The sequence below is a fragment of the Pseudomonas sp. AC016 genome (assembly GCF_979253365.1).
Genome location: NZ_CEEDCC010000001.1, coordinates 5731878 through 5744646, shown reverse-complemented (window position 1 = coordinate 5744646; position 12769 = coordinate 5731878). Strand labels below are relative to the sequence as shown.

The 12769-nt window shown below is 58.6% G+C and carries 11 protein-coding genes and 1 pseudogene; 4 read left to right on the top strand and 8 right to left on the bottom strand.

Annotation, left to right across the window (positions count from 1 at the left end; all coding sequences use genetic code 11):
* Positions 1–181: 181 nt before the first annotated feature.
* Both AC0IXS_RS25855 and AC0IXS_RS25850 read right to left on the bottom strand, forming a co-directional pair.
* A complete protein-coding gene (locus AC0IXS_RS25855; protein ID WP_407072014.1) occupies positions 182–946 on the bottom strand; it encodes a methyl-accepting chemotaxis protein in 765 nt (254 codons plus the stop codon).
* A gap of 90 nt (positions 947–1036) precedes the next feature.
* Positions 1037–2071, bottom strand: a pseudogene (locus tag AC0IXS_RS25850) (HAMP domain-containing protein); the annotation flags it as partial.
* A gap of 273 nt (positions 2072–2344) precedes the next feature.
* Here AC0IXS_RS25850 and AC0IXS_RS25845 point away from each other — a divergent pair.
* Positions 2345–3172, top strand: coding sequence for an HDOD domain-containing protein (locus tag AC0IXS_RS25845; protein WP_025993125.1), 828 nt, complete (start codon positions 2345–2347; stop codon positions 3170–3172).
* Between the two features lie 561 nt (positions 3173–3733).
* Here AC0IXS_RS25845 and AC0IXS_RS25840 read toward each other — a convergent pair.
* Positions 3734–4732: an alpha/beta fold hydrolase gene (locus AC0IXS_RS25840; RefSeq protein ID WP_057408529.1), complete on the bottom strand. Its 999-nt coding sequence runs from the start codon at positions 4730–4732 to the stop codon at positions 3734–3736.
* Between the two features lie 243 nt (positions 4733–4975).
* Between AC0IXS_RS25840 and AC0IXS_RS25835 the strand changes: the two genes are divergently transcribed.
* Entirely contained in the window at positions 4976–5905 is a 930-nt protein-coding gene (locus tag AC0IXS_RS25835) for a LysR substrate-binding domain-containing protein (protein WP_025992970.1), read from the top strand.
* Here AC0IXS_RS25835 and pstB read toward each other — a convergent pair whose 3' ends face one another.
* The 4 genes from pstB to pstS all read right to left on the bottom strand — a co-directional run bounded on the left by pstB (position 5906) and on the right by pstS (position 9663).
* A complete protein-coding gene (pstB, locus tag AC0IXS_RS25830) occupies positions 5906–6685 on the bottom strand; it encodes a phosphate ABC transporter ATP-binding protein PstB (RefSeq protein ID WP_004883964.1) in 780 nt (259 codons plus the stop codon).
* Entirely contained in the window at positions 6685–7569 is an 885-nt protein-coding gene (pstA, locus tag AC0IXS_RS25825; protein ID WP_004883967.1) for a phosphate ABC transporter permease PstA, read from the bottom strand. The genes pstB and pstA overlap by 1 nt, the downstream gene beginning before the upstream one ends.
* A complete protein-coding gene (pstC, locus tag AC0IXS_RS25820; RefSeq protein ID WP_029244210.1) occupies positions 7566–8561 on the bottom strand; it encodes a phosphate ABC transporter permease subunit PstC in 996 nt (331 codons plus the stop codon). Before pstC ends, pstA begins: the two co-directional genes overlap by 4 nt.
* An 82-nt stretch (positions 8562–8643) precedes the next feature.
* The gene (gene pstS, locus AC0IXS_RS25815) at positions 8644–9663 is read right to left on the bottom strand and encodes a phosphate ABC transporter substrate-binding protein PstS (RefSeq protein ID WP_025992971.1); all 1020 of its coding nucleotides are present in this window, start codon (positions 9661–9663) and stop codon (positions 8644–8646) included.
* 526 nt (positions 9664–10189) lie between these two features.
* Between pstS and AC0IXS_RS25810 the strand changes: the two genes are divergently transcribed.
* Together AC0IXS_RS25810 and AC0IXS_RS25805 are read left to right on the top strand one after the other, a co-directional pair.
* A complete protein-coding gene (locus AC0IXS_RS25810; protein WP_004883970.1) occupies positions 10190–10486 on the top strand; it encodes a hypothetical protein in 297 nt (98 codons plus the stop codon).
* Between the two features lie 122 nt (positions 10487–10608).
* Positions 10609–10911, top strand: a complete 303-nt coding sequence (locus tag AC0IXS_RS25805) for a hypothetical protein (RefSeq protein WP_057408527.1) — start codon at positions 10609–10611, stop codon at positions 10909–10911.
* 89 nt (positions 10912–11000) lie between these two features.
* On the opposite strand, the gene AC0IXS_RS25800 is transcribed toward AC0IXS_RS25805, so the two are convergent.
* Complete coding sequence (locus AC0IXS_RS25800) at positions 11001–12701, bottom strand: VRR-NUC domain-containing protein (RefSeq protein ID WP_471826039.1); 1701 nt, start codon at positions 12699–12701, stop codon at positions 11001–11003.
* Positions 12702–12769: the final 68 nt, after the last annotated feature.

Here is a 12769-nt window from a genome sequence, read left to right as displayed (position 1 = left end):
CGGAGCGTCCTGGGAGGCATTCCCACGCAGAGCGTAGGAACGATCATCATCGTATTCCTCCAAGAGGACTTGTGTATAACGATGAGCGCAGAGCGTGGGAACCATCGGTATAAGGTTAATGATCGTGCCCATCGCGTGGGCACGATCAGTGTTGACGCGATAAGCGCAGGTCGTTGAGCGATCAGATACGGAAACTGCCCACCAGTTGCTGCAGGCGTGCGGCCTGCTCTTCCAGCGAGTTGCAGGCTTCCAGGGTCTGACGCAGGTTGTCGACACCGAGCTGGTTAAGCGTGTTGATGTGGGTGATGTCGACATTGATCGACTCCACCACCGAGGTCTGCTCTTCTGTCGCAGCCGCAACCGACTGGTTCATGCCATTGATCTCGTCGATGCGGCGGGTCACGCTGCCCAGACGCTCGCCGGCACGGTTGGCGATGCCCACGCTGTCTTCACTCTGGCGCTGGCTCTCGGTCATGTTGGTAACCGCTTCACGGGCACCGACCTGCAGCTCCTCGATCATTTTCTGGACCTGCTGAGCCGAGTCCTGAGTCCGGTGAGCCAGGTTACGCACCTCGTCGGCGACCACCGCGAAACCGCGACCGGCTTCACCGGCACGCGCCGCTTCGATGGCTGCGTTGAGCGCCAGCAGGTTGGTCTGCTGGGAAATGCTGGTGATCACTTCGAGAATCTGCCCGATGTTGGCAGTCTTGTCGTTCAGACTTTCGATGTTCACGCACGACTCGCTGATCTTGCCGGACAGCTCGTTCATCGCCTTGATGGTCTGCTGCACGACGGCCTGACCATCACCGGCCAGCTCACTCGCGTCACTGGACTGCTGCGACGTGCGCGCAGCGTTCTGCGCGATTTCCTGAGCGGCGGCACCCAGTTCGTTGATCGCGGCCGCCACGCTCTCGGTGCGGTTTGCCTGCTGATCGGAGTTGCTCATCGACGCGTTGGATACTTTTACCACCTGCGTTGCGACCGAACCCAATTGAGCAGCGGTCGAGGCAACTTCACGGATCGACGCATGGATGCGCTCGACGAAGTGGTTGAACGATTGCGCCAGCGCGCCGAACTCGTCCTGCGAGGTGATTGCCAGTCGCTTGGTCAGGTCGCCCTCACCGTCAGCAATGTCACGCATCGCACGGCCCATCTGGTGTAGCGGCTGCATGAGTACGCGGATCAACAGGCCCAGCAGCAGGATGATCACCACGACCACGACGACCATTGCCGTAATCGCCGACGCGCGGAATTCGCTGAGCATCGAATAGGCAGCGTCCTGCTCAAGCACCAGTGCAACGTACCAGTTAGCCGTGGAAACGCCCTGCACCGGGGTGAACGAAATGATTTCCGGCTTGTTGCCGGAATCGATCTCTGTCACGCCTGTGGCGATCTTAGGCGTGTTGTTCGGGTAGGCTTCGCTGATGTTTTTCAGCACCAGCTTGCTGTCCGGGTGTACGAGAATCTTGCCTTCGGCGCTGACCAGAAACGCATAGCCATGGCCGTTGAAGTTCAACGAGTTGATGATCTTGCTGACGCTGTCCAGCGAGATATCGGCACCGGCCACACCGGCCAACTGGTTCTGGATCTTGACCGGGGTCGCGATGGTCATGACCAGCTTGCCGGACGAAGCGGCAATGTAGGGTTCGGTCACGATGGTGCCTGTCGCGTTCTGCGCCGCCTTGTACCAGCCACGCGCGCGTGGGTCGTAGTCAGCCGGACGGGTGGCGGACGGGTTGGAAAGCATCACGCCTTCGGTGGTGCCGAAGTAGCCCAGTTGAAAGTTATCGCTGTACACCGAAAGTCCCACGGCACGCTGCAACTGCGGCAACGCCTTGCCGTCTATGGCAATCTGCTGGGACATGGACTGCAGCAACTGGATGCGGCTTTCCAGCCAGGTCTGAATGTTCTGCGTGGTCAGGGTGCCGAGTTGTTGCAGCTCGGACTGAACACTGGATTTCAGTGACTGACGTTGTCGATAGTCATTGACGACAATGAACACACTGAACGCGACAATCACAATCAAAGCGGCGGCCAAGAGGATTTTCTTGCTGAAACCCAGGCTTTTCATCATAGCGAGTACTTCCACGGCATAAACAATAAGGACGATTCAAAAAACGCCAGTCAACTTCGGAAACGGTGCCGTTTTTTCGAAGGGGCTTCTGGGACACGAATCGGAACAGTCGAACAGCCCCTTGGTGGTATATCGGCCAGGCTTGAAGAGTCTTTTATCTTTATTTTCGAGCCGGGTGAGAAACCCTTCCCACAAATGACGGCAAAACGTGCAGAGCGGAAAAAACTGGCTATGGTCAAATCATCCCGTCGTCCAGAGGATGGTCCCGCTATGATGAGTATTGAAAAGCTGTTTGACGATTTACACAGTCTGCCGAGCATTCCCAAGGTGGCTCAGGACCTGATGCTGCAGTTCGATAACCCCTCCTCCAACCTGGAAAGCATCGCCCGCAATATCGAGAAAGACCCTGTGATTGCCGCCAAGGTCCTGCGTCTGGCCAACTCGGCGCGCTTCCGTGGCTCACGCGAATCGTCGAGTATTGAAGACGCCGCCATGCGACTGGGCTTCAACACCTTGCGCACACTGGTGATGGCTTCGGCAGTGACCGGTGCGTTCAAGGCCGGGCCGAGTTTTGACCTCAAGGCGTTCTGGTTGAAGAGCTTCCAGGTGGCCGGAATCTGCCGGATGCTGGCCAAACAAAGCGGTACGGATGCGGAAATCGCCTTCACCTGTGGCGTGATGCACAACATCGGCGAGCTGTTGATCCAGACCGGCGCGCCAGAAGTGGCCGAACGTCTGAACAGCGCGACCAAGGCCGGAACGGCCGGACGTGCGGCCAATGAAACCGTGCAACTGGGCTTTGGCTACCCGGAAGTGGGCACCGAACTGGCCCGACGCTGGCAACTGCCCAAGGTGATTCAGGAGGCAATCGCGTATCAGGCCAAGCCAATGCAAGCCCCCAATGACGCGCCTCTGCCACGCATCGTCGCCCAGGCCATCGTGATTTCCGACGCACTGGAAGCCCACGGCGGCGCGACGCCTGAAGCACAGAAAGCTTCCGACGGACCAATCATGGAAGGCATCGATCTGGACGCCCTGTTCGCCGGACTGCCCGCAGTGCTGGAGGCCGACAAGGCGTTCGCGCAGTTGTTGAGCTGATCGCTGCTGATCGCTGCTGATCGTTGCCTCGCTCCGCGTCCGCTCTCGAATGTGACGCAGAGTGACACGGGATGCATGCCGAAGCGGAGCGCTCATCGTTATACACAAATCAACTTGCTCTCCTACAAGGCAGCAGCGCTGCCATGCTTTTTGACGCGGTAGTGCGTACACCAGCGATTGCGACGTGGGTGAAGGCTGAGTCCTGGCGCTGATTCGGGGGGCAATCGGCATGGATGCCGATTGAGCTGCACTGGGCCATGGATGGCCCATTTGCAGCGACCCCCGAATCAGTGTCAGGACGAAGGAACCCCGGCGAAGCCGGGGCCGGAACCGGAGCGAAGGACTTTGGCTACTTTGGTCCCTCAAAGTAGCGCGCCGTAAGGGCGCAAAGGTGACCTGAGCCGGGCGCTCGGCTCACTGAATCCGCAATCTGTGCCATTTGTGACGCGGAGCGTCACGGGCGGCATGCCCACGCGGAGCGATGGGCACGATCAGTGTTGAGGCGGACTTGTGTATAACGATAAGCGCGGAGCGTCGGCACGATTACCTTTCAACAAATGACTACTGAAGCGCCTCGACCAGCGCCTTGTTGAACGCAACCGGTTCTTCCATCTGCGGGGCATGGCCCATGCCTTTGAATTCCACCAGCTTGGCACCCGGAATCATCTCGGTGACCTGCTTGCCCAACACCTTGTACTTGCCGATTTTGGCCTTCACGTCCGGCGGCGCGATGTCGCTGCCGATGGCGGTGGTGTCAGCGTCACCAATCATCAACACGGTCGGCACCTGCAGTTTCGGGAATTCGTAGAACACCGGCTGGGTGAAAATCATGTCGTAGATCAGCGCCGAGTTCCAGGCAACGGCTTTCTGACCGGGTCCTTTGTTCAGCCCTGCCAGCATGTCGACCCACTTGTCGTACTCAGGCTTCCAGCGCCCGTCGTAATAGGTCTTCTGCTCGTAGGCACGAATGCCTTCGGCGGTGGTTTTCAGTTCCCGCTCATACCATTGATCCACGGTGCGGTAAGGCACGCCAAGTGCTTTCCAGTCTTCCAGGCCAATCGGGTTGACCATCACCAGCTTCTCGGTCTGCCTGGGGTACATCAACGCATAACGCGTGGCCAGCATGCCGCCGGTCGAGTGACCCACGATCGACACTTTGTCGATGCCAAGCTTTTCCAGAAGCGCATGAGTATTCATCGACAGTTGCTGGAAGCTGTACTGGTAATAGCCAGGCTTGGTCGAGGTGCAGAAACCGATCTGATCGGGAGCGATCACCCGATAACCTGCCGCGCTGAGGCTTTTGATCGAGTCTTCCCATGTAGCACCGCAGAAATTCTTGCCATGCATCAGGACAGCAGTGCGGCCATTGGCCTTGCCGGTGGGTGCGACGTCCATGTAACCCATCTCCAGTGCCTGACCCTGGGACTGGAAGTCGAACTTCTTGAGTGGGTGGGGATAGGTGAAGCCTTCCAGTTGCTGACCATAACTGGGCGTTTCAGCCAGCGCCGCACAAGGCAACGCCATCGACATCAACAGACCGGCAATCTTTGCAGCCCGCATAGGGGGCACCTCCTTAAGGTGTGGGTCGGGAATGCCGGAAGCGCTTGGCACAACGCGTTCCGGACCCGCAAGTAGACCCCAGATCCCACAACAGATTCGCCCTTTTCCTACCTACAGAAACGTAAGAAGACGTTTCTGCGCTGCAAGGCAAAAGGCTGGACGCCCACTGCGGCGCTTCCCTAGACTGGCGCATGCTCTTGCAGGCGCCATCCGGATGAACATGTCTGATGCCAAGGAACCCACATGAATCGCAATGAACTGCGCAAGGCCGATATCAACCTGATGGTGGTCTTCGAGACCCTGATGCAGGAGCGCAATGTGACTCGCGCGGCGGAAAAACTGTTCCTCGGCCAGCCGACCATCAGTGCGGCGCTCAACCGTCTGCGCGGCCTGCTCAACGACCCGCTGTTCATCCGCGTCGGCCATCGCATGGAGCCGACCGCCCGTGCCCATGAAATCCTCAAACACCTGACGCCCGCGCTGGACGCCATGTCCACAGCGCTGAGCCTGACGACGGACTTCGATCCCTCGGTGAGCAAGATGACCTTTCGCATCGGCCTGTCCGACGATGTCGAATTCGGCCTGTTCCCCGCCATGCTCAAGGCGATCCGCAAGGAAGCGCCGGGCGTGGTGATCGTGGTCAAGCACGTCGACTACCTGAATATCTCCGAGGTCCTGATGTCGGGCGACATCACGGTCGGGGTGTGCCTGACCCGCGAGCTGCCCGCCAACGCCAAACGCAAGACGCTGCGCAACGTTCAGCCACGTCTGGTGAGGGCCGACAAGCCGTCAGGCCCGATGTCGATGGATGAGTACTGTTCACGGCCGCATGTAGTGGTGTCGCACGTCGCCAGCGTCAGCAGTTTCGCTGATGAGTGGCTGACCGCGCTGGGCCGCAAGCGCCAGGTGGTGTTGTCAGTGCCGCAGTTCACCACCCTGCCTGCGCTGATGGCTGGCACCGATCTTATTTCGGGGCTGTCCGATTACGCAGCGAGTGCCATGAGTGCATTGGGATTGGTGTACGACGAGCCGCTGCCCTTCCCCACCCCGGGGCTGGACCTGTCGATGACATGGCTGAGTGTGATGGACAACGACCCTGCCGAACGCTGGTTGCGCAGCAGGATCGAGGCATTCATGGGCGAGCGCCGGGAGGCACCCGCCCTGGCCGGCTGATCAGCCGAAACGACCGGTGATGTAGTCTTCGGTCTGGGTCTTGGAGGGCTTGGTGAAGATGGTGTCGGTGTCGCCGTGCTCGATCAGTTCACCCATGAACATGAACGCGGTGTAGTCCGAGCAACGGGCAGCCTGCTGCATGTTGTGGGTCACGATGATCACGGTGAACTGCTCTTTCAGCTCGGTGATCAACTGCTCGATACGACCGGTGGAGATCGGGTCAAGCGCAGACGTCGGTTCATCCAGCAGCAGCACCTGAGGGCGCAGCGCGATGGTACGTGCGATGCACAGACGCTGTTGCTGACCACCGGACAGGCCGGTAGCGCTCTGCTTGAGCTTGTCCTTCACTTCATCCCAGAGCGCTGCACCACGCAACGCCTGCTCGACGCGATCTTCCATTTCACGACGCGACAGTTTTTCATGGTGCTTGATGGCGTAGGCGATGTTGTCGTAGATCGACATCGGGAACGGCACCGGCTTCTGGAACACCATGCCCACGTGGCTGCGCAGGCGGTTCATCGAGTAGCCCGGCGCCAGGATGTTTTCGCCATTGAGCAGCACTTCGCCGCGCGCTTCCTGTTTCGGGTACATCGCGTAAATACGGTTGAATACACGCAACAGGGTCGATTTGCCGCAACCCGACGGGCCGATGATCGCAGTGATGCGCTTCTCGGGAATGGTCATGTCGATGGACTTCAGCGACTTCTGGTTGTTGTAGAAAAACTCCAGACCGCGCACTTGAATCTTGGTCTTTTCGTTGGCCAGGGAAAGGTTGTTCATCAGGACGCCCTATTGCGCAGAAGAATTAAGCGAGAAAGCAGACTCAGTATCAGTACGAACAGCGTCATGACCAATGCACCGGCCCATGCCAGGGAGTGCCAATCGTCGAACGGGCTCATTGCGTACTGGAACACCACCACCGGAACACTGGCGATTGGCTTGAGCAGATCGCTGCTCCAGAACTGGTTGCCGAATGCGGTGAACAGCAGCGGCGCGGTTTCGCCAGTGATACGTGCCAGTGCCAGCAATACGCCGGTCACGACACCTGCCTTGGCGGCGCGCAGAACGATCTGCAGGGTCAGCTTCCATTGAGGTACACCCAGCGCCAGCGCAGCTTCGCGCATGGTCGAGGGTTGCAGTTGCATCATTTCGTCAGTGGTACGCACCACCACCGGAATCACCAGCAGCGCGAGCGCCAGTGCACCGGCAATCGCCGAGAAGCCAACCTGATGGCCAGTCACTGCGTTGAGCGGCAGAACAACGACGGTGTACACGAACAGGCCCAGCACAATGGACGGTGCCGACAGCAGAATGTCGTTGATGAAGCGCACCGCGTTGCCCAGCTTGGTGTAGCGCGCGAACTCGGCCAGCCAGATACCGGCCATCAGGCCGATCGGCGTACCGATGAGCAGGCCGATGCCAGACATCAGCACGCTGCCGTAGAAGGCGTTGGCCAGACCGCCTTCAGTGCCTGGCGGAGGCGTCATGCCAGTAAACAGTTGCAGGTTCAGGGCGTCGATGCCCTTGATGATGGTGGTCAGCAGAATCCAGACCAGCCACAACAGACCGAATGCCGTGGCACCACAGCTGAGCACCATGGCGATCTTGTTCTTGATATTGCGAACACGGTAGATGCGCTCGCTGCCTGCCAGGTCCTTACTCATAACCCCTCCTTACGCGACAGACGCGACAACATCAGACGTGCAAGGGCCAGCACGATGAAGGTGACCACAAACAACAGGAAGCCCAGAGCGATCAGCGCAGAACGGTGAATGTCGGTGTATGCCTCGTTGAATTCGTTGGCGATGACCGAAGCGATGGAACTGCTTGGCATCATCAGCGACGCCGAGAACTGGTGAGCGTTGCCCAGTACGAAGGTCACCGCCATGGTTTCACCCAGCGCACGACCCAGGCCGAGGAACACACCGCCGACCACTGCAGAACGGGTGTAAGGCAGTACGATGTCCCAGACCACTTCCCAGGTCGTGCCGCCCAGCGCATAGGCCGACTCTTTGAGCGCGACAGGTACGGTGCGGAAGACTTCCTGCATCACCGAGGTGATAAACGGGGTGATCATGATTGCCAGCACGATACCGGCCGTCAGCATGCCGATACCCAGGGGCGGGCCCTGGAACATCGGGCCAATCAGCGGCAGCGCGCCCAGGTTTTCGGTGATCCAGGGTGACATGTGTTCAGCCATGAACGGCCCGAACACGAACAACCCCCACATGCCGTAAATGATCGACGGGATTCCCGCCAGCAGCTCGATGGCCGAGGCAATGGGCATCCGAAGCCATGGCGGCGCTACTTCGGTCAGGAAAATCGCAATGCCGAAACTCACCGGAACGGCGATCAGCAAAGCCAGAAAAGAGGTCACCAGCGTGCCGTAGATCGGAACCAGCGCGCCGAACTTGCCGGCGTTCACGTCCCATTCGGTACTGGTCAGAAAGCCAAACCCGAACGTCTGGAATGCCAGACTGCCACCCCAGAGGGTCGACAGGGCAATACAACCCAGCAAAGCAAGCACCAGCATCGCGGCGGCCTGCAATGAACGCTTGAACCACAGGTCGTGGCGATGATCCCGCTTGGCGCGCTTCTCGCCTTCGGTCTCGACAGCTTTGACGGCAGCGGACAGGTATTGGGTGTTTTCAGTCATGTTGAGTCCACTCGCAAGGAAAAGCCCCCGTCATCGGACCGATATCGCGGTCGATGACAGGGGTCGTACACGCTTGAATCACTTACTTGGTGAATTCAGCTTTCCAGTAGTTTTCTACGCGATCGACCAGCGATTTCGGCAAGGCGACGTAATCCAGCTCTGCTGCCTGCTTCTGACCGTTTTCGAGAGACCACTTGAAGAAGTCGAAAGCCGCTGCGCTCTTCTCTGCGTTCTTGGCTTTCTTGTACATGATGATCCACGTGGTGGCAGTGATCGGCCATGCCTCTTCGCCCGGAGCGTTGGTCATGATCAGACCGAAGTCCTTGGCGTTCGCCCAGTCAGCGGTGTCGGCAGCAGCAGCGAACGACTTGGCGGTCGGCGCGATGAACTTGCCGGCAGCGTTTTTCAGCTGGGTGTAGGACAGCTTGTTGGTTACAGCGTAGGAGTATTCAACGTAGCCGATCGAACCTTTGATCTGCTTCACGTAAGCCGACACACCTTCGTTCCCCTTGCCGCCCACGCCTGCTGGCCACTGCACGGTCGAACCGAACTTCAGCTTCTCGTTCCACTCGGAACTGGCTTTGCTCAGGTAGTTGGTGAAGTTGTAAGTGGTGCCCGAGCCGTCCGAACGGTGAACGACAGTGATTGCGGTGTCAGGCAGTGTCACGCCCGGGTTCAGCGCAACGATGGCTGGGTCGTTCCACTTCTTGACCGTGCCCATGAAGATCTTGGCCAGGGTTTCGCCGTCAAGTTTCAGCTTGCCGCTTTCGATGCCTTCCACGTTGATGATCGGCACGATACCGCCGATGACGCTTGGGAACTGACCCAGGCCGGCAGCCTGCAGGTCTTCAGCGGACATAGGGGCGTCGGAAGCGCCGAAGTCAACGGTAGCAGCCTTGATCTGGGCAATACCGCCACCCGAACCGATGGACTGGTAGTTGATGCGGTTGTCGGCAGTTTTGCTGTAGTCCTGGGACCATTTGGAAATGACCGGGAAGACGAAACTCGAACCAGCGCCGGTAACATCAGTCGCATGGGCTACACCGCTCAGGCACAGCGAAGCGATCAGAAGCGACAAGCGTTTTTTAGTCAGCAGAATCACGGTAATACCTCAGTCCAGGAGATTGTGTGGTGGCCCACTTGAAGAGGCCCGAGGCGGATTTAAACGCTCAAATGTTTCTGTTTAATGACAATCCGTCGAACTGCGTCGGGTGAAGGCGCTTTTTATGGCCAATTTCCTACATGCGCTTTTTCCCGAGAATTCATCGGACCCAATGTTTTCGGGGCTCAAAGGATCTGTTTCAAAGGCTAGCCATGTGCCAGCCATCTCTATATAGCTCAAAGCCATCACCGTTATAAAAGTGTAAAAGAATGTGCCCTTTTAGACCCTCAGGTTTTCCGGGCAGTAAATGCTTATAACCAGATCGCCTGAAAAACCGCGTCATCCACACCCTGATTACTGCTGCTTCCCCGCTCTTTGGAGGATGATTGAAAAGCGACCTTACAGGGGTGGTATTAAATTAAAGCATAATCATTGTGCTACCGTTCGTCGGAATCGCCGGCACCTATGGCAAGTGGCCAATGACCAACGTGGGTATGTTAAAAATCTTAAAACCGGAGTAAGCCTCATGATCAAGACCAAATTCGCTGCCCTGACTCTCGCTGGCCTGATGGCCGTTGCATCGGGCGCAGCTTTTGCTGAAACCTCACCGACGCCTGCCAGCCCGGTCAACGACAACGCGACCAAGCTGCCGGGCACCAATTCGGCACCGGCCGATCGCAATTCGTCCAACACCAAGGGCACGCAGCAAGGTGAGCAGACCAACAAGTCGATGAACAACGGCTCAGGCACCATGACGCATGACAAGAACACCCACGGTACCCACGACAAGAGCGGCGTGACCGAGAAGCCAAAGGTCAACTGATCTGTGTGACGACAGTGGCGGGTCTCCCCTGCCACTGGTCGGCCGTTCGGCACCTGCACCACCGATCATCACTCAATGCCTTTAGCAACAACACGAAGGACACTGACAGGAGGTTTTCGAACATGAAACTTAAGACAGTTGGCGCATGGACACTTGCCGCAATCATGGGCAGCGTCAGTGCAGTGGCCATGGCGGGCTCGACAGGGCCGACCAATCCGGACAGCAGCGGCCCGAAAGTACCGGGCACCGGGATGGAAAAGAATACTGACGGCACGACTCCGGGTACTCAGGGCACCAGCCCGGGAACAAAGGGCATGGACCCACAACCAGGCAACAACAGCGGCATGGACAAAAAGAATGATGCTGGCAAGGCCCGTATGGACACTGATGACGATCAGGACGATGACGACGACAGCGCGCCGTGAGGCTGATCAGGATCGTGAAACTGTAAATGCAGCATAGCGCGGCGGCCCGCTTCAAACGCAGTCAAGGACCGCCTCGCCCTTCCCTTCCGTCAGACCTGAATGCAATCCGCCTGCGAAACGTCCTTCCCTTCTTCTGTCGCAACCTCGCTGTCCATCGTCCACTTCACGTAGCACACATGCACGGGCATTGCGTGCTCGGCACAGAAGTCCAGCCAGCGCAGCTGGTTGTCCTGCAAGCGATCCCCTGGCCCTTTCACTTCGATCATCCGGTAGCCGCGCTGCTCGGGGAAAAACTGGATAAGGTCCGGCATGCCCGTGCGATTGGCCTTGATGTCATGCAGCAAACGACGAAACCAGTGGCGTAAATGCTCGGCAGGCAAGCAATCCAGCGCCTGATCCAGCAAGGCTGGCGTCAGCGCGCCCCAGAATACGAACGGCGATTGCAGGCCATGTTTGCCGAGGAAGTTCTCAAGGATGGTGGCGCGATACGCATCGGACTCGAGCTGGGCCAGGCACGCATCGAACAGGTGCGCACGGCGCGGGTAGAAATCCGGGCTGTAGAGGTCGCTCGGGGCGCTGTGGAACGGATGGAAGAACGCACCCGGCAAGGGTGAGAAAATCGCCGACCAGCACAAAAGTCCGAACAGGGAATTGATCAGCGTATTCTCGACGTAGTGCACCTCGCCGCCTTCTTGCTGCAAGTGCTCCCGGATCAGGTATTCGACGCTGCAGCCAGGCAGCGGCGTGACCTGCACGTCCATGCGCTCGACCACTCTTGCCGCCCGACGACGTTCGGCTGCCAGGCCGAGCTTGCGCTGCAGGCGCGGCAACACACGCGCCAGATGCTGGACCTCAGCATCGTTCTCCGGAGCCAGTCGGGCCTGTTGCAGCAGCTCCATGGCCTCGGCGTATTGTTCGTGACGCTCCAGCACCCGAATCTGTCGCGAGCGGGCGCCGGGATAACTGGACTGCCGATAGACCGACAGCGCCAGCGGCCAATCCTGCAACCGCTCGGCCTGTTGACCGATGCGAAACAGCAGCTTGGCGCGGCGCATCTGCAGCCAGGAACTCCGGCAGTGAATGGCAATGGCCTGCTCAGCCAGATCATGCAGGACAAGACTGGTTTCCAGCGCTTCGCGGCAGGCATGCAGTTGCAGGCACACATCAATGTCTTCCCGCGCCGTGATTGCCCGGGAATCGACAGAAAACTCGACCTTCTCGTAGCGATAGATACCCAGATCGGCGAGTACGAACTCCGACCACTCCTGATAAAGATTGCCGAAGTACAGCAGCCGCAGACGGTCGCACAGTGGCATGACCTTTAGCGAAAAAACCATGTCCTGCAATGAACCATGCCACTGATCAAGAGGTTGCGGCTCCGTGTAGATCGGTTGCAGTCGTTCGAACCACAGCTCCTTGCGTTCGGAACCCTTCACACCGTGCGCCTTGAAGCACTGGCTCAACTCGTCCTTGCGCAGCAACTGGAACAGCTCATCCAGACCCAGCGCAGGCCGGTCGTCCACCCAGCCCAGTTCCAGCAGCGGGCCCACGTTTTCGACAGGGTCACCTATTTCGTCGTAGCTCAGCTTGCTCGCCCGGAACAGGGCGCCCTTGCGCATGACCATTCTCACCAGCAAACCCTGCGTCGCCACCGGCAGCCCGGCAAAGGCCTCGATGAACTGGCGCTCCGACTCGTCGAGCAGATCGTCGTAACGCTGCGCGATCCAGTCCAGCACCTGGCGAAAGTTTTCCAGGTAATAAAACGGATTATCGAGAGGTGAGGTATTCAAGGCCAACGGTCACAGGTTCGATGAACAGACCGGGCAAGGATACTGGCTATCCGTACAGATAACAGCCC

Coding starts and splice junctions, on each gene's coding strand:
- AC0IXS_RS25805 (WP_057408527.1), top strand. CDS start 10,609: ATGAAACTTAAGACAGTTGGCGCATGGACACTTGCCGCAATCATGGGC.
- pstB (WP_004883964.1), bottom strand. CDS start 6,685: ATGAACAACCTTTCCCTGGCCAACGAAAAGACCAAGATTCAAGTGCGC.
- AC0IXS_RS25810 (WP_004883970.1), top strand. CDS start 10,190: ATGATCAAGACCAAATTCGCTGCCCTGACTCTCGCTGGCCTGATGGCC.
- AC0IXS_RS25835 (WP_025992970.1), top strand. CDS start 4,976: ATGAATCGCAATGAACTGCGCAAGGCCGATATCAACCTGATGGTGGTC.
- pstA (WP_004883967.1), bottom strand. CDS start 7,569: ATGAGTAAGGACCTGGCAGGCAGCGAGCGCATCTACCGTGTTCGCAAT.
- pstC (WP_029244210.1), bottom strand. CDS start 8,561: ATGACTGAAAACACCCAATACCTGTCCGCTGCCGTCAAAGCTGTCGAG.
- AC0IXS_RS25845 (WP_025993125.1), top strand. CDS start 2,345: ATGATGAGTATTGAAAAGCTGTTTGACGATTTACACAGTCTGCCGAGC.
- AC0IXS_RS25840 (WP_057408529.1), bottom strand. CDS start 4,732: ATGCGGGCTGCAAAGATTGCCGGTCTGTTGATGTCGATGGCGTTGCCT.
- AC0IXS_RS25855 (WP_407072014.1), bottom strand. CDS start 946: ATGAGCAACTCCGATCAGCAGGCAAACCGCACCGAGAGCGTGGCGGCC.